Origin of the sequence: Microbacterium sp. (genome assembly GCF_017305435.1) — a bacterium.
Taxonomy (GTDB): domain Bacteria; phylum Actinomycetota; class Actinomycetes; order Actinomycetales; family Microbacteriaceae; genus Microbacterium.
Window position 1 is genome coordinate 217,977 of the sequence record NZ_JAFKIP010000006.1, and the last position, 18,353, is coordinate 236,329.

The window sequence follows — 18,353 nt, forward strand, 5'->3', positions numbered from 1 at the left end:
CGCGATAGCACCGCCCAGCCGCCCCGACGCGTGCTGTCGTGCGTTCTCGCGGGCGGCGCCGCCTACGATCGGGGGATGTCGCCCTTCGCCCTCGAGACCGCTCGCCTCACGTTGGATCAGCCGAGGGATGCCGACGTCGACGCGATCGCGCGCTACTGCACGGACCCCGTGTTCGAGCGCTTCATGCTGACGCCCTGGCCCTACCGCCGCGAAGACGCCGTCGGGTTCGTCGACGGATATGTGCCGGACGGCTGGGCGGATGACTCCGAGTGGACGTGGGCGATCCGCGAACGCGGTGCGGCGCCGCTCCTCGGCGTCATCGGCGTACGCATGCGCGGCGGGATGGTCGGGTACTGGCTCGGGGCGGAGTTCCGTGGCCGCGGCATCCTGCCCGAAGCGCTCAGCGCGGTCATCGATGCGGTGTTCGCGCGCACCGACCTCGACCGTGTGCGCTGGGAGTGCACCCTCGGCAACGTCGCGTCGATGCGCGTCGCCGCGAAGACCGGCTTCCGCTTCACGGGAGCGCAGACGGGACTCCTCCCCAACCGTGACGGCAGCCCGATCCTCGCCTGGACGGGCGAGCTGCTGCGCGCCGACGACCGGTCTGAGAAGCCCGGTTGGCCGCCCGCGGGGGAGCCCACTAACGGGATACTGGCGGCGCGGCATCCCAGGAGATGAGTCGCGCGCCCTTGAGCGGGACCGGCCCTGCAGTGAGCACATGCGGGATGCCGTGGAAATACGCCCCCCGGAGCCCTCCCGCGGCCAGCTTCGCCAGCCACGCACGATTGGCGGCGGTCGTCTGCAGTGCGGTGCGGAAGCGCTCGGCGTCGAACCGCACCAGCTCTGCCAGGTCGATCGGATCGCCAACCGCGCTTACGGTTCGGTCGAGAATTACGGCATCGTCCGGGAGCAGCTCGACCGGGATCTCCCAGAATTCAGCACGCGGAAGCGGAGAGCCCGACACGTCGAGCCAGGTTTGCCAGATCGCGCGCGGATGAACGGGCGAGAGGAAGACGACCTCAGTCCACGCGCGATCGATCAACGGTATCCGCGTCGTCGCGAGCCGGCGGCGCTCGGGCGTATCGTCGTACTTTCTCATAGCACTCCGGTATGCACGATCATCGATGTCGCGGAGCGCCGAGGCCGACAGAAGAGCCGTCGTGCCGGGCAGTAGATCTACGACACGGTGGTAGACAAATCGACCGGTCACCTACGAAGCGTAGCCAGCGAGTGTGGCAGGTTGGAAGGCGTGGAGTTCGCGGCGCTCACCCAAACCGACATCGACTCCGCAGCCGACTGGATGCGCGAGATCCCGTTGCGCGCCGACCGCTGGCGTGACAACGACACGAGATCGGTGATCGCGACCGAGTCCGGCGCAACGATCGCGGCCGGGATCATGTGGACCACGCGCGTGCACGGCGACAGGTATTGGTGCGAGATCGCGGTGGCACCGGGGCACCGGCGCCGCGGAGTCGGACGCGCCGTGTTCGACCACCTCAGAACACGGCGCGCACGCGACCTGGGTTTCATGGCTCGCGGGTATGTCGGTGACGACCACGTGGCGTTCGCGCGTGCGCTGGGCGCCCACACGATCCAGGTAGTTCCGCCTTCCGCGGTCGCCGTCGCGCACCGCACGTTGCTTTCACCGCATCCCTCGGTGGCCAGCGCCGCGGAGCGTTCGTGGGGCGAGCTCGCCGCGCACAACGCCGAGGTGTACGCCTGGACGCACGCCGCCTGGAGTCCCGTCGGTCCTGGCTTCGCTGATGCCCTCAATGCGGACTTGATCGATGAACTCGACGTCGAGGCATCCTCGGTCGCCATTGTGCGCGACCGCATCGTCGCCAATTGTCTCGTCTATCGGGATTCCTCCCGACCCGTCGTCACCGCCGAGACCGCCGCAGCGAGCACGCCCGATGGCGAACGACTCGTCGAAGGGTGCGTTCGCCGCTCGCTCGATGTGCTCGCGGGGCGCGGGATCACCGAAGCCGAGTTCGACGGACATGTGAGCGACCCGCATTTCCTGCCCGTCTGGACCCGCCTCTCGCCAACTGGGCGCTGGTTCCATCTTCTGGAGATTCCCGCGCAGCGAGCTGCTCCGTTCCGGACGTGAGCGGGTGCCCGCGGGTGCAACGCGAGAACGCACGATAGCACCGCCCGACGGCTCCAACGCGTGCTGTTGTGCGTTCTCGCGGGCGGACGGTTGGGCCGGGGTAGATTTGTCGCCATGGCTGACAGCTCATTCGACATCGTCTCCAAGATCGACCGCCAAGAGGCGGACAACGCCCTCAACCAGGCGCGCAAGGAGGTCGAGCAGCGCTACGACTTCAAGGGCACGGATGCCTCGATCGACTGGTCGGGTGAGTCGATCCTCATCAAGGCGAACAGCGAGGAGCGCGCGAAGGCCGTGCTGGACGTCTTCCAGTCGAAGCTCATCAAGCGCGGCATCTCGCTGAAGTCGCTCGACTCAGGCGACGCGCAGGCATCCGGCAAGGAGTACCGCATCACCTCGACGCTCAAGGAGGGGATCTCGTCAGAGGACGCGAAGAAGATCTCCAAGATGATCCGCGACGAGGGACCGAAGTCGGTCAAGTCGCAGATCCAGGGCGACGAGCTGCGGGTGCAGTCGAAGTCGCGTGACGACCTGCAGGAGATCCAGCGACTGCTCAAGGCCGCCGACCTCGACGTCGACCTCCAGTTCGTCAACTACCGCTGAGGCCGCGGTCGGCAGCCCTCACCCCCGGCCGAGACCGGGCACGAGAACCGGCGTGCGCGTCTTGTACTCGCGGTACGCGGGCTCGTCGCCCCAGCGCGCGTCGGCGCGCTTCTCCAGAAGCGGTATGCCGCTGACACGCGTGAGCAGCAGCACGACGAACACCGGCGAGACGACCGTGACCCACTGCCATCCCTGGGCGACGGGGAGCGCGACGATCGCGACACCGATCCAGACGAGGATCTCGCCGAAGTAATTCGGATGCCGAGACCAGGCCCAGACCCCCGAGGTGATGAACCGGCCCTCGTTGGACGGGTCGCGGCGGAACGCCGCCTTCTGCGCGTCGGCGACGATCTCGATCACGAGACCCACCAGCCACACCGCGCCACCGACGGCGACCCAGGCGTCGAAGCCCGATCCGTCGATCGCGGTGATCCCGACCCATGCGGCGGACGAGGTCACCGCGACCCAGAGACCCTGGATGACCCACACCCGCAAGAACGCGAGCGGGTTCGTCTTGATCTCGTCGAATCGTCCGTCCGAGCCCTGCGCGCGCACGCGCACGGCGAGGAACACGGACAGCCGGACTCCCCAGACGACGATCATCGCGACGAGCACCCAGGCTCGCGCTCCGGCCGGAGCGACGGCGACGAGCAGTCCCCCCGCGACGAGGGCGAAGGTGAGCCCGCCGGTGAGGTCGAAGAACTTCTCGGTGCGCAGCAGCACCGCCGGGATGTAGGCGATGATCTGGATCGCGAAGGCGGCGACAACGGCGACGGCGAACAGCGGGATGTCGCCGAGCCGCTGCCCGGCACTCCCGCCCGCGACGGCGAGCCCGGCTCCGATGCCGAGCGCGACGACGATCGTGATGATGATGGCGCCGGGGCGCTGTGACATGGGGATCTCCTCGGGTGACGAGCGGAGTGGATGGGTCGGGGACGGACGGGGTCGGGGAACGGGCGTCAGAGATAGAGCGCGTCGATCGTGCCCGCCTCGCGGTGGAGCAGTTCACGTCGGCGGATCTTGAGTGTCGGCGTCACGATCTCGCGGTCCTCGGCATCCGCGAAGACGAGCGCGAAACGACGCACCTGCTCGCTGCGCGCGACGAGCGCGTTGGCCGCATCGACCGCGCGCTCGATGTCCGCGCGCAGCTCGGCGTCATCGACGGTGACATCGCGACCGTCGCGCGCGGCGGTGACGGCCTCACGATCGACGATGAGGAGAGCGGCGAGGTAGGGCCTTCCCTCCCCCACGGTGACCGCCGACGCGACGAAGCGGTGCTCCTCCATCGCCGCCTCCCACCGGGCGGGGGCGACGGTCTTCCCCCCGGAGGTCGTCACGACATCCTTCACGCGACCCTCGAGCACCAGCCGGCCGCGATCGTCGAGCCTGCCGAGGTCGCCGGTGCGGAAGAAGCCGTCGACGAACGCCTCCCGATCGTCGTCCGGATCGCGGTAGCCGGCGAACACCCCGACACCTTTCGCGAGGACCTCTCCGTCCTCGGAGATCCGCACCGTGGAGCCGGGGAGCGGGACGCCGACCGTCCCCGATCGGATGCGCCCGGGCAGGTTGCCGGTGAGGGGCGCGGTGGTCTCCGTGAGCCCGTAGCCTTCGATCACGGGGACGCCCATGCCGCGGAACAGCAGCGACAGCCGCGGCGGCAAGCTTGCCCCGCCTGAGAGGACGTAGCCGATCCTCCCGCCCATGAGCGCGCGGATCCGCCGGTAGAAGAGGGCGTCGAAGACCCGGCGGCGCAGCGGCAGGCTCCACGAGGATGCCGCGGCCTCACCATCGTCGATCCGCTCCGCGCGTCGGGCCGCCTCGATCGCGGTGCTCACCGCGGCCGCCCACACCCGCCCGAGCCGCTTCTCGGTCGCCTTCGCCTCGGCTGCCGCGGCGATCTTCTCCAGGACGCGGGGCACGACCACGAGGAAGGTGGGCTGCAGGTCGGCGAGCGACGCGACGACCTCCGAAGGCTCCGAGAGGTGCGCGATCCGCATGCCGCCGGCGAGACAGATCAACTGCAGACCGCGGGCGAGGACGTGCGCGAGAGGAAGGAAGATGACCGTGCTGCCGTCGGGGCGCACGATGTCCGCGTAGGCGGCGGCGACATTGAGCACCTGGCCGAGGAAGTTCTCGTGGCTGAGCACGACGCCCTTGGGCGTGCCGCTCGTTCCCGACGTGTAGACGATCGTCGCCGGAGAGGCCGGCCCGGCGTGCGTGCGAGCGCTCTCCAGCGCGGCATCCTCGACGTCGACGCCGCGCTCCGCGAGGCCGGCCAGCCCGTCGGCGAGGGAGATCACGGCGGGGACGCCTGCGGCATCCAGCGCCGCGCGCGAACTCTCGTCTCCGGAGAACGCCACCCGCACGTCCGCATCCGCGACGATCGTCGCGACCTGACCGGGGGCCGAAGAGTCGTACACCGGGACGACGACGCCGCCTGCGAACCAGATGGCGAGGTCTGCGACGGCCCATTCGTACCGCGTCGACGCCATGATCGCGACCGCGTCACCGCGCCGCAGGCCATCGGCGACGAGTCCCTTGGCGACCGCGCGCACCTTCGCGCCGAACGCCGCCGTCGACACGGGATGCCACTGCCCGCCCTCACGCACGTCGAAGGCGGGGTGGTCGGGGGCCTCCTGGATGCGCCGCATCAGGAGATCCGTGACGTTGCGGTACTCCGACAGGTCGGCGAGCGGGGGCGTCGACATCTCTCTCACGGGCAGAGCTCTCCTTCGGATCGGGCGTGGCTGCCATCTGTTCGGAGCCGTGGCCCGATCGGATCGGATGTCCGCCTCAGAAGTGTGCCACGAGCGCTTCCGCGGTGACGGAGGGTTGCCGACGGCCACCCCGACGCGGTATGCATGCCTCCCGCATCCGCCCCTGCGACCTCGTCAGTCCCCCGGTGTCGCGAGCCGACTCATTGCGTCGAGCTGAGCGCGGAAGACGGAGGCCGACAGGTCGACGTCGGCCTCGGCATCCTCCTGCACGGCGAAGACGGCGCCCATCGCCGTCATGCCGACACCGACGGCGAGCGACGCCTCCTCGATCGCGCTCACCTCGGGCAGCCGTCGGCACTCGGGGCGCGCCGACAGCCAGCCGCATAAGTAGGCAGTGAGCTGAGTGCTGATGCGCGCGTACTGGTTCTTGATCAGCTCGAGCGCACCGGGCTGCTCCATCGCGAGCCGGGCGCGCCCGCGCGCGACCGCCGGGTTCATCTGCGTGTGCCCGACTGAGGCGAGAAGCAGAACGTAGACGGCACTGACGGCGTCCGTCGTGGATGCCTCGGCGAGCGCCTGATCCGCGGCATCCGCATCGATGAGTTCGATCGGCTTGCCGAAGATGGCGGCCTCCCGCGTCGGCATGTAGTTGAAGAACGTCGCGCGGGAGACCTCGGCGAGCGCGCAGATGTCGCGCACCGTCGCCGCCGCGAATCCATCGCGCAGAGCGATCCGCACGGCCGCCAGCTCGATGGCGTTCTCGGTCTGACGCTTCTTGCGCTCGCGCAGTCCTTCCTCTGCCATGCGACAATGGTACAACTTAGAGTGAGTCCAAACTTGTACCCTGTCCCTCTTTTTGGAGTACTCATGAGCACGACCGACCTGCCGGTGGCGTCGACGACGACCCACGACGGCTACTTCTCCCCGGACAGCGTCTCGTGGCGCGTCTTCGCCGACCCGGCATCCAAGCTCGGCGGCATGGCCGCGCTGCTGCTGCAGGCGCTGAACCCGTTCATGATGCGCGTGTTCTACAACACGACCGTCTCGCACGAGGATGCCGCGGGGCGCGATGAGCGCACAGGGCGCTACTTCGAGACGGTCGTCTTCGGCGACAAAGCGCACGCCGACAAGGCGAGCGAGATCGTGCGCCGCATGCACGCGCATGCACGCTGGACCGACCCGAACACGGGCGAGGTGCTCGCGGCCGACAATCCGCAGTGGCTCGCGTGGACGCACAACACGTTCGTCTACGCCCTCGTGCGCGCGAGCCGCGAGTTCGGCGTGCCCCTGACGGATGCCGAGGTCGAGCAGTTCGTCGTCGAGCAGCTCGTCGCGGGTCGGCTCATCGGCATCGAGGACGAGACGCTCCTCCCCCGCACCTGGGCGGACCTCGAGGCGTACATCGACGCGCAGACGTCGTGGCTCGCCCTCGGCGTCGAGGCCGCAGAGGTCACGCGCGGCCTGCGCAAGCCGGTGTTCCGCGGCAACCCCATCACCGTCTGGACGACGATCATCGTGCAGGACGGAGTCCTCGGCATCCTTCCCGATTGGGCACGCCTGCTCTACGGCATCGACGGGCGGCCGATGAACCTGCGCTCGGCCGGCCGCACGACCGCTTGGCTCATGTCGCTCGCGCGCAGGTCGAAGCCGGGTGCCGCGCTCATCGCCGACGCCACGACGCGTGTGCAGGACCACCCGTACCGGCGCCTACGGGGCGAAGGGACGCGCGCGCGGACCCCGTGAGGCATCGAGCCGGTGACGCGACTCAGATCGCGCGCGGCAGGGCACCGTCCAGCAGCCAGGCCTCGAGCGCGGCGTAGGCGTCCGCCCGGGCGGCGCTGCCCGAGAGGAAGACGTCGTGGACCGCGTCGGGGATCCGCTGGATGCCGACGCGCCGGCCCAGCCGCGTCGCCGCGCGTGCGATGTCATCGACGACCAGCACGCTGTCCGTCGTGGTCATCGCCGGCGTCCACTGCAGCGGTGAGCTGTAGCCCGTCGAGAGCAGAGTGAGCACGGGCGCGTCGATGTCGACCCCGGCGGCGATCGCCCGGTGACCGGCCATCACCGCGAAGAGCCACCCCGGATGCGTCGGAAAGCCGCGTTCGGGGCGCCACCCTTCGGGGCTGTCCGGGAGGGTGCCGAGCTCGCGCTGCGCACGCGTGTAGAACCCGAGGTCGACGACCGGGTGCGTGCCGAGGGGGTCGAACCGCGCCCGTGCCGCGACGAGCGGTGCGATCGCCTGCCGGCCGATGGCCCCGGTCTGCAGCTCGAGCCACGGGCTGTTCAGCACGACCGCCGCCGCTTCGCCCGGATGACGCGCGGCCCACAGGCTGAGGGTCAGCCCGCCCGTCGAATGCCCCAGCATCACGAGGCGACGCGTGCGCCCGTGCAGACGCCGGGGTGAGCGCGCGCGCATCGCGGCGAGCGCCGCCGCGATGTCGGCGTCGTAGTCGTCGAGGTCCGTGATGTAGCCCGGCGTCTGTCCGGGCCGCAGACTCCGACCGTACTTGCGCAGGTCGAGGGCGTAGAACCGCGCACCGAGCCGGTTCCAGAAGCGGGCGAGGTCTTTCTGGAAGAAGTAGTCCGACCAGCCGTGCACGTAGAGCACGTCGACGTCGGCGAGCGGCGCGAGGACCGCGCCGCGTGGGCGCGACCGCACGAGCGTCGCGACGACGTCGCCCTCGGCATCCGTCCCGAGCGGCAGCGTGAGCCGTTCGAAGGGCGCACCCAGGATGTCGGGCGCCCACTTCTGCGCGTCGGCCATGCCGTCAGCCTAACCAGCCGCCCCGGCGCCCCGGGGCCCCGAGGGTGTCACCGCGACAACCCCGCCGTTCGGGCGGCTTTCTGCACTCAGGAGGGCGGATGCCGCTCAGGAGTCCTCCCGAATGCGGATCTCCTCCCGAACGCAAGCCGACGGGGACTCACTCGCCCCGCGAGACCCGCACCATCTCGTCACGATCGACGACCTTGATGCGCGCGCGTCCGGCGGGCTCGCCGAGGCCGATCTCGTGTTCGTCGAGGCGGTGCCAGCCGTCGAGGTCGGTCCAGACCACGCCGCGCTCCGCGAGGAGGGCCGGGATCGCTTCGGGCGACGGATCGGCCGGCTGCCACCACGAACCCTGGTCGTTGATCAGATGGCTGACCGTCTCCATGGCATCCGACTTCGTGTGCCCGATCAGACCGACGGGGCCGCGCTTGATCCAGCCGGTCGCGTACACGCCCGGCACGCGCTCGTTCGATTCCTTGCGCAGGACCTGGCCCTCATGATTGGGGATCACGCCGTGCTTCTTGTCGAACGGCACGCCCGGCAGCGGCGAGCCGAAGTAGCCGACCGCGCGATACAGCTGCTGCATCGGGATCTCGCGCAGCTCGCCCGTGCCCTCCACGCCGCCCTCTCCGTCGGGTCGGGTGCGTTCGTAGACGAGCGCCGCGACACGTCCGCTGTCGTCGGTGCGCACCTCCACGGGCTTCGCCCAGAAGTGCAGATGCAGCCGGCGCGATGCCGAGCCGCCCGCGTTGTTGACCGAGTCGCGCGTGCGCCACGACTGCAGCACACGGTCGATCACCATGACCTGCTTGTTGGAGGCGATGGCGGCCTTCGACGCTTCGTCGTAGTCGAAGTCCTCGTCGTAGACGACCATGTCGACATCGCGCAGCTCGCCGAGCTCGCGCAGCTCCAGCGGCGTGAACTTCACCTGCGCGGGGCCGCGGCGCCCGAACACGTGCACGTCGGTGATGGGGGATGCCTCGAGCCCCGCCTGCACGTTCGCGGGGATCTCGGTCGGCACGAGGTCCTCCGCGTGCTTGGCGAGGATGCGCGCCACGTCGAGGGCGACGTTGCCGACCCCGACGACGCCGACGGACGCGGCATCCAGCGGCCACTCGCGCGGGAAGTCGGGGTGACCGTCGTACCAGCTGACGAAGTCGGCGGCGCCGTAGGAGCCGACGGCGTCGATGCCGGGGATGTCGAGCGCCGCATCGCGGATCGCGCCCGTCGCGAAGATGACGGCGTTGTAGTGCTGCTTGAGGTCGTCGAGCGTGATGTCCTCGCCGAACCGGACGTTCCCGAAGATGCGGATGTCGCCGCGGTCGAGCACATCGCGCAGGGCCGTGATGATGCCCTTGATGCGCGGGTGATCGGGCGCGACGCCGTAGCGCACGAGTCCGTACGGCGCGGGCAGGTGGTCGAACAGGTCGATCGACACGTCGAACTTGCGCTCCGCCTTCAGCAGGATGTCCGCGGCGTAGATGCCGGCAGGACCCGCGCCGACGATGGCCAGCCTGAGCTTGGTCATGGGTGTTCCTTCGTGTTCGTCCGGTCGTGGGGCGGGGCCGAGCGGCCCGAGTCGTTGCGCGTCAGCTGGAGCGGTCGACGATGACGTGCGAGAGCTTCACGAGCGCGTCGCGCACCGCCCCCGCCGGGAGCGGGTCGAGGGCCGCGACCGCGGCATCCGCCCACGCGTACGCCTGCCGGCGCGTCTCCGCCGTCGCCGGGTGGTCGCGCAGCCGTGCGATCGCGTCGTCCAGGATCGCGGGATCGGCACCATCGGCGATGCGCAGCACGCCGTCGTCGATCGTGGCCTTGAGGGCGCGGGATGCCGGGTCGGATGCCCGCGCGAGCAGCAGCGACGGCATCGTCGGAACACCCGCGCGCAGGTCGGTTCCGGGCACCTTGCCGGTGGCCTCGGCGTCCGCCGACAGATCGATCACGTCGTCGAGCAGCTGGAAGGCGACGCCGACCCTCTCGCCGTAGTCGAGGACCGGCTGCACGTACTCTTCGGGCGCGTCGGAGAAGAGCACGCCCGCCTGAGCGGATGCCGCGATGAGCGAACCCGTCTTGTCGGAGAGTACCTGCAGGTAGAAATCGACCGGGTCGTCGCCCGCCTGCGGCCCGACCGTCTCGTGCATCTGGCCGAGCACGAGGCGCTCGAACGTGTCGGCCTGCAGCCGGATCGCCCGCTCGCCGATCTGCGCCATGAGCTGGCTCGCGCGCGAGAAGAGGAGGTCGCCGGTGAGGATCGCGACGTTGTTGCCCCAGACGGCGTGCGCGCTCGGGACACCGCGGCGCACGTCCGCGCCGTCCATGACGTCGTCGTGATAGAGCGATCCGAGATGGGTCATCTCGAGCGCCGTGGCCCCCGCGATGACGTGCTCCGTCGTGCCCGTGCCGAGCTGCGCCGTGAGGACCGTGAGCATCGGGCGCACGCGCTTGCCGCCGGCCTCGTAGAGGTAGCGGGTCGTGGCATCCGCCAGCGCGTCGGTGACCTTCAGCTCGCGCGCGAGAGACTGCTCGACCTCATCGAGGCCGGCTTCGACGACGCCCAGGAGCTTCCGCAGGCGAGGGCCGGCGAGGACGCGCTCGGTCAGGCCCAGCTGGGCAGACAGGCGCTCGCCCGGAGCATGGGCACCGGCGGGAAGGCTCGCAGTCACGCCGTCCAGCCTACCCGGGGTGGTTGCCGGTCAGGCGTGCGGCTTGGTGGCAGCGCCGCGCGTCAGGCGTGCGGCTTGGTGGCGCGGTGGAGCGCGACGATCCCGAACGTCAGGTCGCGGTGCGCGACCTGCGTCCACCCGGCATCCCGAATCCGGCTCGACAGCGCCACCTGATCGGGCCAGTCGCGGATCGACTCGTTGAGGTAGTCGTAGGCGTCGGCGTTGCTCGAGACGGTCTTCGCCACGATCGGCAGCACGCGGTCGTTGTAGAAGCCGTACAGCCCGGCGAACGCGGCGCTCTGCGGGTGCGAGAACTCGCACACGACGAGGCGCCCGCCGGGGGCGGTGACGCGCAGCATCTCACGCAGGGCCAGCTGCGGGTCGTTGACGTTGCGGAGCCCGAACGAGATCGTGACGGTGTCGAAGCTGTCGTCCGCGAAGGGCAGGGCCATGGCATCCGCCTGCACGAAGGTCACGTTGGGGACGTGTCCGTGTCGGCGCCGGCCTTCGGCGATCATGCCGGGCGAGAAGTCACCGGCCGTCACCTCCGCACCCGAGCGCGCGAGCGCGACGGAGCTCGCGCCGGTGCCGGCGGCGAGGTCCAGGATGCGCTGACCGGGCTTGGGCGCGACGGCGCGCGTCGTCGCGATGCGCCACAGCTTGTCCTGCCCGAGGCTCAGCACCGTGTTGGTGCGGTCGTAGCCCGCGGCGACCTCGTCGAACATGCCGCTGACCCGCGAGGGATCCTTGCCGAGGTCTGCGCGGTGCTCAGTCACCGTTCGATCCTATGCGAGGGTCAGCGGTGCGCAGGGGCGAGGCGGTCGAGCTCCGACAGCCAGTGCGCCGCGGTCGGGCCATCGAACGGCACCGCCTCCTGCGTGACCTCGCGCTCGAGGTCCGTTGCGACCTGCTCGAGTCTCGCAACGACGCCCGGCGGATAGCCGTACGCGACGCGATGCTCGTCCCACTCGTCGCGGTCGTCGATCCAGATCCCCCGGCCGTCCCGCGCACGGACGACGTCGAGGTCCATGTCGATGCCGACCGGCGCCCCGGACTCCCAGTGCACGTCCCACGCGATGTCGATGTAGATCGCGAGGCGCGGATGGGTCGCGTTGAACGTCGCCGCGTAGTCTCCCGACGGCGGGACGAGGGTCACGTTGTCGCCCTCGGCGTCGAAGGCGAGCCCCGGCCGCTCGCTGTGCCAGCCACCGCGCTGCCCGACCCAGTCGCCCCACCGATCGCTGCCGAGGTAGACGCAGTCGTGGACCCAGTGCGGTGAGCCGTCCCATTTGCGCCAGCGGAACGGCACGCGCGTGCCCGGCTCGGGGCGCCCGGAGTGCGCCGGGTGCCCGGACGGGGCGGCGGTGCTCATGTCCGTGAGCCTACGCGTTCGGTATTCAGTCCGGACGAGCATCTGCCAGCGGGCGGGCCCCGGGATTGCGGGGGCGACGGGCGCCGCGCGCGTCGCGGAGACTGAATTGTGAACGCGGAGGGAGTGGCAACCGCACCCGCTCCGAGTGGGAGGCGGCGGACGAGCGGGCCGGATTAGGCTGGAGCGTGTGAGCACCCCGACCCGCAGCCCCGTCCGGCTGCGCGTCGTGACCCGTGCGATCGCCCCCCTCGGCGACCTGCTGGAGTACGCCGACCCCGCGAACCCGCTCGTCTGGGCGCGCCGCGGCGCCTGGCTCGTCGGCGTGGGCACGGCCGTCCACATCGAGGCGAGGGATGCCGAGGAGCTCGCCGCGCGCTGGCGCGAGCTCGCCACCGTCGCCGAGGTCGATGACCACGTCGGCGCGCCGGGCACGGGTCTCGTCGCTTTCGGCGCGCTGCCGTTCGACGTCCGCTCCGCTGCGACCGCCGCGCTCACCGTGCCGCAGCTCACGATCGGGCACCGCGACGGGCTTACATGGGCGACGTGGATCCTGCCCGACACGGGCGAACCCGAGCCCGACGAGCCGCAGGCGGTACCCTTCGGGCCGCACTGGTCGGCCGCGGTCGGCCCCGGCGCCCTCACCCCGGAGGGCTATCAGACCGCCGTCCGCGCCGGCCTCGACGCGATCGCCGCCGGCGAGGTCAGCAAGGTCGTCCTCGCGCGCGACCTCGTCGGCACCGTCCCCGCCGGGGCCGACCTCCGCCGCCTCGTGCGCTCGCTCGCAACCGGCTACCCCGACACGTGGGTCTACGCCGTCGACGGCCTCATCGGCGCGAGCCCGGAGACCCTCGTCACCGTCGCAGGCGGCACCGTGACGGCCCGCGTTCTCGCGGGCACCGTCGCGCGCGGCGCCGATCCCGACTCGGATCACGAGGCCGCCGGAGCACTGGCATCCAGCGTCAAGGACCTCACCGAGCACGGCTTCGCCGTCCGCAGTCTCGTCGACGCGCTCACGCCGCTCACGAGCGCGCTCGCCGCGAGCGAGCAGCCCTTCACGCTGGCGCTCCCGAACGTCTGGCACCTCGCGACGGATGTCGAGGCGACCGTCGCAGGCGAGACGTCGGCCCTCGACCTGCTGGGCGTCCTCCACCCGACCGCGGCCGTCGCGGGTACTCCGACGGATGCCGCGGTCGCCGCGATCGCCCGCATCGAGCCCTTCGACCGGGGCCGCTACGCGGGGCCGGTCGGCTGGATCGATGCGCACGGCGACGGTGAGTGGGCGATCGCGCTGCGCGGCGCGCAGTTCGACCTCACCGCTGCGGCGGCGGGTGCCGACATCCCGTTCACAGCACATGCGGGCGCGGGCATCGTCGCCGGCAGCGACCCCGAGGCGGAGCTGCTCGAGACGCGCGTGAAGTTCCGCCCGATCGTCGACGCGCTCGCGTAGGGGTCGACCGTCGGCTGAGGCCGGTTTCGATACGCCGCGCTGCGCGCGGCTACTCAACCACCGAAGTGGGACGCCGCGCTGCGCGGTCAGGTCGCGGCGAGACGGGCCTTCTCGGCGGCGACGTCGAAGTCGGCGGCGGGCCACTGAGGATCGACGGCTTCCAGGGCCTCGAGGAGCAGGGCCTGGACGGCGAGACGTGCGTACCACTTGCTGTTCGCGGGGATGACATGCCACGGCGCGTACGGCGTCGAGGTGCGGTCGAACACCACCTGGTAGGCATCCATGTACGCGGGCCAGAGTTGGCGCTCGTCGACGTCGCCCGGGTTGTACTTCCAGTGTTTGTCGGGGCGATCGAGTCGCTCCATGAGCCGCGCCTTCTGCTCCTCCGGCGAGATGTGCAGCATGACCTTGACGATGCGCGTCCCGGCATCCGTCACACGCTTCTCGAAGTCGTTGATCGCACCGTAGCGGCGCTCGATCTCGTCGGCGGGGGCGAGCGCGCGCACGCGCCCGATCAGGACGTCTTCGTAGTGCGAGCGGTCGAAGACGCCGATGAACCCGGGCGGCGGGGTCTCCTTCTCGATGCGCCAGAGGAAGTCGTGCGCGCGCTCCTCGGCGCTCGGGGCCTTGAACGCCTTCAGGCGCACGCCCTGCGGATCGACGGCCCCGATCACGTGCCGGACGATCCCGCCCTTCCCCGCCGAGTCCATCGCCTGCAGCACGAGGAGCACCGACGGCGCCCCCTCGACGACCCGGCTCTGCGCGTAGAGGCGTTCCTGCAGCTCGTCGAGCTCGTCCACGCCGTCGGCGAGGTCGGCCTGCCCCTGCTTCTTGCCTCCGTCGAAGCCCGGGGTGGAGTCGGGGTCGACGTCGGCGAGACGGAACCCCTCCCCCACGCGCAGCAGGTCGGCGGGCTCGCCCGTCCAGCGGGTCTGGCTCTTCGCGGTCATGCTGCCATCCTGGGGGATGCCGGGGTCAGCGCGCGAGTGCCACCTCGATGATCTGGCGGCCCACCGCGGCCGACGTGAGGGCCTGGTCGAGTTCGGTGCGGGTGCGCGCCGACACGTACTCCCACCCGTATGCGGAGGCGAGGTCGGCCACGGCGACCTCCTGCGGCGTGTACAGCACGCGCGCCATCGCTGCGGGGGACGCGATGGCCGCGACTTCGAGCGCGTCGAAGATGGTCCCCCCGCCGTCGTTACCGACGATCACCTGCACGCGGGGGGCCGCCTCGCCGGCCGGCAGCAGCAGCGCGCCGACGTCGTGCAGCAGCGCGAGATCCCCGATCACGAGTCGCGTCACGCCGGGCGTGCCGGCCGCCTGACTCGCGATCGCGACGCCGATCGCGGTCGCGATCGTCCCGTCGATGCCCGCGAGGCCGCGGTTGGCGTGGACGGGCACCTTCTTGCCGCCGAGCAGCTCGTCGGCGACGCGCACGAGCCGGGACGACGCGAAGACGAGCCGGTCGTGCGGCCAGCTCGCGCGCCACGCGGCATCCACCAGGGCGGCGCGGTCGATCGGCGCACGCGCGACCTCCAGCTCGGCCGCGATCGCTCCGAGTCGTTCGCGCGGCACCGCCGAGGCGAGGCCGTCGGCATCCGGAGCCGCGGGCGTGAGGTCGACCGCGGCCGCGCGGGACGCGCGCATCCACGCGCCGAACCAGTCCCGATCGACGTCGCCGACCGCCGCGACGACAGCGTCGACGGCGGTCGTCGCCCCGTTGAGGTTGAGCGGTTCGCCCGGGCCGCGGACGGCGAGCACCTCGACGTCGTCGCGCGAGAGGAGCGCCGTGACTTCGCGGCTGAGGGTCGGATGCCCGAACACGATCGCCCGTTCGACGCGCCCGCCGAGCTCCGCCTCGCGCAGCAGGGCACGGTACCCGTGCACCAGGTTGCGCCCGTAACGGGACCCCGACACGATCTCCGCGATGAGCGGCCAGCCGCCCGCGTGGGCGAGGGCTTCGGCGGCGGGCCCGGCATCCGCGCCCGCGACAACGACGGTACGCGGGCCGCGCTCGAGCACGTGCGGATCGACCTCGGGGTCGGCTGGGTGGTTCGCCTCGCCGATGCCGCCGCCGCCCTGGTACAGCGCGCCGGACGGGTCGGGCGCCGGGGCGGCGTCCTCGACGGGGAGGGCGTCGGGACCGGACGGCAGGGGCTCGAGGTCCACCGCGGGCGTCCCGAGCCACTCGGGCAGGGCGCCGGCGAGGGGCTCACGGTAGGGCAGGTTCAGGTGGACCGGGCCGGGCTGTCGCGTGCCGGCGCCGAGCGCCGCCGCGACGGCGTCCTCCGCGACGCGGCGGAGCATCGCCGACTGCTCGCCGGTGCCGTCGTCGTCGACCTGATCGGGCACCGGCAGGTCGGCCTCGAGCCGCACGCTCGGGGAGAAGAGGCCCGGCTGACGTGTCGTCTGGTTCGCGCCGACGCCGCGCAGCTCCGGAGGGCGATCTGCGGTCAGGAGGATCATCGGCACGCCCGCGTGGTGAGCCTCGAGCGCGGCCGGCAGAAGGTTCGCGACCGCCGTACCGGACGTGCAGACGACCGCGGCCGGCATCCCGCTCTCGCGGCCGATGCCCAGGGCGGTGAACCCCGCGACGCGCTCATCGATGCGCACGTGCACGGATGCCGCGCCGCGGGCCTCGAGCTCCGCGGCGACCAGAGCGAGCGCCTGCGACCGCGAGCCGGGGCTCACGACGATGTGCCGCACCCCGAGCTCGATCAGCCGGCCGAGGAGGGCGGCCGCGGCATCCGTCGCCGGAGCCGCCGTGTCGGCGCGCGTCATGTCAGGCGCGCGGTCCATGCGGCCCGCGCGGGTCGGCGTCGTCATCGGGAGGTGAGGGAGGCGCGGCGGGGCCCGCCGCGCCAGGCCGGTGGGGCTCTGGGTCGCGCGGGTCGCGCGGGCCGGGGCCGTCGGGGTCGAGCCCGGCGAGATCCTCCAGGTCGAGCGCGGCGAGCTCGGCCTCGAGGCGGCGGATCCGCTCGTCCTGATCGCTGATCGAGCCGATCGTGCCGAGGAACGCGGCGTCGTCGTCGGGGGCCTGCGGCACGACCGGCGGTCGCGCACGACCGCGGCCCACGACGAACCAGAGGATGCCGCCGAGGACCGGCAGGAGGACCACGATGAGGAGCCACACGGGCTTGCTCACGCCGCGATGGCGCGTCGGCTGGAGCAGGGCGCAGTCGACGATGCTGTAGACCCAGAACGCGATCAGCAGCAGCACCGCCGGCAGGAGTATGCGCACCACCCTCCCATCCTAAGCGGCGAGATCGTGGGGGTGACGGCGTGGGAAGCCGCCGCGCAGGCGCGTAAACTCGGTGACATGCGTGCTCGCTCGGCCCTCGTCTACACCGTGCTGCGACTGGCCGCCTTCCTCGTGCCCTTCGGTCTCATGATGCTGTTGCCGATCATGCGCGAGTTCTACTGGCTGTCGGCGATCTTCGCGGCGCTCATCGGGCTGAGCCTGTCGATGCTGTTCCTGCGCCGGCCGCTCGGCGATCTCAGCGCCGGCATCGCGTCGGGCGCCGACGCGCGCCGCGCGCGCAAGGTGACCGACGAAGACGTCGAGGATGCCGCGACGGATGCCTCCGCGGACGACATCGCCATCGAGCCGCCCTCCACAACCGAACGCTGAGGGCGACCGAGCGCTGAAGAACTCTGCGCCGCAGCCGCTCGCCGCGGCATCCGTCAGCCGACGAAGGCCCAGCAGAGCAGGCCCGCGAGGGCGAGCGAGGTCAGCGACGTGAGACTGAGGGCGACGACGAGCTCGCGCGGCTGCCGGTACGTCCAGACGATGAGGATGGCGCAGGCGCCGGGGATGAGTGCGAGGAGGCCCAGCCAGGCGAGCGGGTAGACGAGCGCGAGGAACGCCGTGATGGCGAACGCCCCCAGGACGAACACCGTGAAGACGATCTGCGTCGCGCGCCGCCCGATGCGCACGGTCAGGGTGCGCTTGCCGGCGAGGCGGTCCTGGTCGAGGTCGCGCAGGTTGTTCGCAAGAAGCACGGCGCAGGCGAGCAGGCCCGCCGCGACGGCACCGAACCACGCCTCCTGCGGCACCGACCCCGCCTGCACGAATGTCGTGCCGACCGTGGCGACGAGACCGAAGAAGACGAACACGAACAGCTCGCCGAGCCCCGCGTACCCGTACGGGTGCTTTCCGCCCGTGTAGAACCAGGCCGCGACGAGGCAGGCGGCGCCGACGAGCAGCATCCACCAGTGCCCTGTGCGCACGACGATCGCGATGCCCGCGATCGCGGCGATGCCGAAGAAGACGAGGGCGGCGGTCAGCACGGCGCGCGGCGACGCCTTGCGGCTCGCCGTCAGACGCGCGGGGCCGACGCGATGGTCGTCGGTGCCGCGGATGCCGTCGCTGTAGTCGTTCGCGTAGTTGACGCCGATCTGGATCGCGACGGCGAGCACGAGGCAGCACAGAGCGATGACCCAGTGGAACTCGGTCTTCGCGATGAGCGCGGCGCCGGTTCCGATGACGACCGGGGAGACGGCGAGAGGAAGCGTCCGCAGTCGCGCGGCGCCGATCCAGTCGCCCAGGGTCGCGGGGGCGACGTGCGCCGGGTCGCGCGAGATGTGCGCGCACTGGGGGTTGCCGTGCGTCTTCTTCTTGGCGCTGTTCGCGCCGTGCGCGCGCTTCTTCCGGGTGCTGCCTGCCACCCCAGA

19 protein-coding genes are annotated in these 18,353 nt (G+C 71.3%); 6 read left to right on the forward strand and 13 right to left on the reverse strand.

The window, feature by feature from the left end:
- Window positions 1-75: 75 nt before the first annotated feature.
- Window positions 76-678 (forward strand): GNAT family N-acetyltransferase, encoded by a 603-nt coding sequence (locus J0I43_RS11740; protein ID WP_292863810.1) that lies wholly within the window; start codon window positions 76-78, stop codon window positions 676-678.
- Here J0I43_RS11740 and J0I43_RS11745 read toward each other — a convergent pair.
- Window positions 641-1,099: a hypothetical protein gene (locus J0I43_RS11745; RefSeq protein WP_292863813.1), complete on the reverse strand. Its 459-nt coding sequence runs from the start codon at window positions 1,097-1,099 to the stop codon at window positions 641-643. The two genes, J0I43_RS11740 and J0I43_RS11745, sit on opposite strands and share 38 nt — an antisense overlap.
- Window positions 1,100-1,249: 150 nt before the next feature.
- On the opposite strand from J0I43_RS11745, the gene J0I43_RS11750 reads away from it, so the two are divergent.
- Together J0I43_RS11750 and J0I43_RS11755 are read left to right on the forward strand one after the other, a co-directional pair.
- A complete protein-coding gene (locus J0I43_RS11750) occupies window positions 1,250-2,110 on the forward strand; it encodes a GNAT family N-acetyltransferase (protein ID WP_292864442.1) in 861 nt (286 codons plus the stop codon).
- Window positions 2,111-2,224: 114 nt separating this feature from the next.
- Complete coding sequence (locus J0I43_RS11755) at window positions 2,225-2,713, forward strand: YajQ family cyclic di-GMP-binding protein (RefSeq protein WP_292863816.1); 489 nt, start codon at window positions 2,225-2,227, stop codon at window positions 2,711-2,713.
- An 18-nt stretch (window positions 2,714-2,731) separates the two neighbouring features.
- On the opposite strand, the gene J0I43_RS11760 is transcribed toward J0I43_RS11755, so the two are convergent.
- The 3 genes from J0I43_RS11760 to J0I43_RS11770 all read right to left on the reverse strand — a co-directional run bounded on the left by J0I43_RS11760 (window position 2,732) and on the right by J0I43_RS11770 (window position 6,234).
- Window positions 2,732-3,607: a DUF1295 domain-containing protein gene (locus J0I43_RS11760; protein WP_292863819.1), complete on the reverse strand. Its 876-nt coding sequence runs from the start codon at window positions 3,605-3,607 to the stop codon at window positions 2,732-2,734.
- Window positions 3,608-3,672: 65 nt separating this feature from the next.
- Window positions 3,673-5,421, reverse strand: coding sequence for a long-chain fatty acid--CoA ligase (locus J0I43_RS11765; protein ID WP_292864445.1), 1,749 nt, complete (start codon window positions 5,419-5,421; stop codon window positions 3,673-3,675).
- A gap of 183 nt (window positions 5,422-5,604) precedes the next feature.
- Entirely contained in the window at window positions 5,605-6,234 is a 630-nt protein-coding gene (locus tag J0I43_RS11770; protein ID WP_292863822.1) for a TetR/AcrR family transcriptional regulator, read from the reverse strand.
- 63 nt (window positions 6,235-6,297) lie between these two features.
- Here J0I43_RS11770 and J0I43_RS11775 point away from each other — a divergent pair, with 63 nt between their 5' ends.
- The gene (locus J0I43_RS11775; RefSeq protein WP_292863825.1) at window positions 6,298-7,173 is read left to right on the forward strand and encodes an oxygenase MpaB family protein; all 876 of its coding nucleotides are present in this window, start codon (window positions 6,298-6,300) and stop codon (window positions 7,171-7,173) included.
- 22 nt (window positions 7,174-7,195) lie between these two features.
- On the opposite strand, the gene J0I43_RS11780 is transcribed toward J0I43_RS11775, so the two are convergent.
- The 5 genes from J0I43_RS11780 to J0I43_RS11800 form a co-directional block, all read right to left on the reverse strand.
- On the reverse strand, window positions 7,196-8,194 hold the full coding sequence (locus J0I43_RS11780; protein ID WP_292863827.1) for an alpha/beta fold hydrolase: 999 nt from the start codon (window positions 8,192-8,194) through the stop codon (window positions 7,196-7,198).
- Window positions 8,195-8,351: 157 nt separating this feature from the next.
- Complete coding sequence (locus J0I43_RS11785) at window positions 8,352-9,725, reverse strand: FAD-dependent oxidoreductase (RefSeq protein WP_292863830.1); 1,374 nt, start codon at window positions 9,723-9,725, stop codon at window positions 8,352-8,354.
- A 61-nt stretch (window positions 9,726-9,786) separates the two neighbouring features.
- The gene (locus J0I43_RS11790; RefSeq protein WP_292863833.1) at window positions 9,787-10,860 is read right to left on the reverse strand and encodes a polyprenyl synthetase family protein; all 1,074 of its coding nucleotides are present in this window, start codon (window positions 10,858-10,860) and stop codon (window positions 9,787-9,789) included.
- Window positions 10,861-10,922: 62 nt separating this feature from the next.
- A complete protein-coding gene (locus J0I43_RS11795; RefSeq protein WP_292863836.1) occupies window positions 10,923-11,636 on the reverse strand; it encodes a demethylmenaquinone methyltransferase in 714 nt (237 codons plus the stop codon).
- 20 nt (window positions 11,637-11,656) lie between these two features.
- Window positions 11,657-12,232 (reverse strand): DUF402 domain-containing protein, encoded by a 576-nt coding sequence (locus tag J0I43_RS11800; RefSeq protein WP_292863839.1) that lies wholly within the window; start codon window positions 12,230-12,232, stop codon window positions 11,657-11,659.
- 187 nt (window positions 12,233-12,419) lie between these two features.
- Here J0I43_RS11800 and J0I43_RS11805 point away from each other — a divergent pair, with 187 nt between their 5' ends.
- Window positions 12,420-13,679 carry an isochorismate synthase MenF gene (locus tag J0I43_RS11805; protein ID WP_292863842.1) on the forward strand — a complete coding sequence of 420 codons (1,260 nt, stop codon included), beginning with the start codon at window positions 12,420-12,422 and terminating at the stop codon, window positions 13,677-13,679.
- A gap of 86 nt (window positions 13,680-13,765) precedes the next feature.
- On the opposite strand, the gene J0I43_RS11810 is transcribed toward J0I43_RS11805, so the two are convergent.
- Genes J0I43_RS11810 through J0I43_RS11820 form a run of 3 tightly spaced genes read right to left on the reverse strand, consistent with a single transcriptional unit; the run spans window position 13,766 to window position 16,923 of the window.
- Window positions 13,766-14,629, reverse strand: coding sequence for a polyphosphate kinase 2 family protein (locus J0I43_RS11810; protein WP_292863845.1), 864 nt, complete (start codon window positions 14,627-14,629; stop codon window positions 13,766-13,768).
- 25 nt (window positions 14,630-14,654) lie between these two features.
- Window positions 14,655-16,460: a 2-succinyl-5-enolpyruvyl-6-hydroxy-3-cyclohexene-1-carboxylic-acid synthase gene (gene menD, locus J0I43_RS11815; RefSeq protein ID WP_292863848.1), complete on the reverse strand. Its 1,806-nt coding sequence runs from the start codon at window positions 16,458-16,460 to the stop codon at window positions 14,655-14,657.
- Window position 16,461: 1 nt separating this feature from the next.
- Window positions 16,462-16,923: a PLDc N-terminal domain-containing protein gene (locus J0I43_RS11820; RefSeq protein WP_292863875.1), complete on the reverse strand. Its 462-nt coding sequence runs from the start codon at window positions 16,921-16,923 to the stop codon at window positions 16,462-16,464.
- 75 nt (window positions 16,924-16,998) lie between these two features.
- On the opposite strand from J0I43_RS11820, the gene J0I43_RS11825 reads away from it, so the two are divergent.
- The gene (locus J0I43_RS11825; RefSeq protein ID WP_292863878.1) at window positions 16,999-17,310 is read left to right on the forward strand and encodes a DUF4229 domain-containing protein; all 312 of its coding nucleotides are present in this window, start codon (window positions 16,999-17,001) and stop codon (window positions 17,308-17,310) included.
- 53 nt (window positions 17,311-17,363) lie between these two features.
- Here J0I43_RS11825 and J0I43_RS11830 read toward each other — a convergent pair whose 3' ends face one another.
- A complete protein-coding gene (locus tag J0I43_RS11830) occupies window positions 17,364-18,347 on the reverse strand; it encodes a 1,4-dihydroxy-2-naphthoate polyprenyltransferase (protein ID WP_292863881.1) in 984 nt (327 codons plus the stop codon).
- Between the last annotated feature and the right edge of the window lie 6 nt (window positions 18,348-18,353).

Excerpts from the sequence above, each read along its gene's own strand:
- J0I43_RS11785 (WP_292863830.1), bottom strand. The coding sequence starts at position 9,725 with ATGACCAAGCTCAGGCTGGCCATCGTCGGCGCGGGTCCTGCCGGCATC.
- J0I43_RS11800 (WP_292863839.1), bottom strand. The coding sequence starts at position 12,232 with ATGAGCACCGCCGCCCCGTCCGGGCACCCGGCGCACTCCGGGCGCCCC.
- J0I43_RS11740 (WP_292863810.1), top strand. The coding sequence starts at position 76 with ATGTCGCCCTTCGCCCTCGAGACCGCTCGCCTCACGTTGGATCAGCCG.
- J0I43_RS11775 (WP_292863825.1), top strand. The coding sequence starts at position 6,298 with ATGAGCACGACCGACCTGCCGGTGGCGTCGACGACGACCCACGACGGC.
- J0I43_RS11780 (WP_292863827.1), bottom strand. The coding sequence starts at position 8,194 with ATGGCCGACGCGCAGAAGTGGGCGCCCGACATCCTGGGTGCGCCCTTC.
- J0I43_RS11770 (WP_292863822.1), bottom strand. The coding sequence starts at position 6,234 with ATGGCAGAGGAAGGACTGCGCGAGCGCAAGAAGCGTCAGACCGAGAAC.
- J0I43_RS11760 (WP_292863819.1), bottom strand. The coding sequence starts at position 3,607 with ATGTCACAGCGCCCCGGCGCCATCATCATCACGATCGTCGTCGCGCTC.
- J0I43_RS11765 (WP_292864445.1), bottom strand. The coding sequence starts at position 5,421 with ATGTCGACGCCCCCGCTCGCCGACCTGTCGGAGTACCGCAACGTCACG.
- menD (WP_292863848.1), bottom strand. The coding sequence starts at position 16,460 with ATGACGCGCGCCGACACGGCGGCTCCGGCGACGGATGCCGCGGCCGCC.
- J0I43_RS11810 (WP_292863845.1), bottom strand. The coding sequence starts at position 14,629 with ATGACCGCGAAGAGCCAGACCCGCTGGACGGGCGAGCCCGCCGACCTG.
- J0I43_RS11745 (WP_292863813.1), bottom strand. The coding sequence starts at position 1,099 with ATGAGAAAGTACGACGATACGCCCGAGCGCCGCCGGCTCGCGACGACG.
- J0I43_RS11755 (WP_292863816.1), top strand. The coding sequence starts at position 2,225 with ATGGCTGACAGCTCATTCGACATCGTCTCCAAGATCGACCGCCAAGAG.
- J0I43_RS11825 (WP_292863878.1), top strand. The coding sequence starts at position 16,999 with ATGCGTGCTCGCTCGGCCCTCGTCTACACCGTGCTGCGACTGGCCGCC.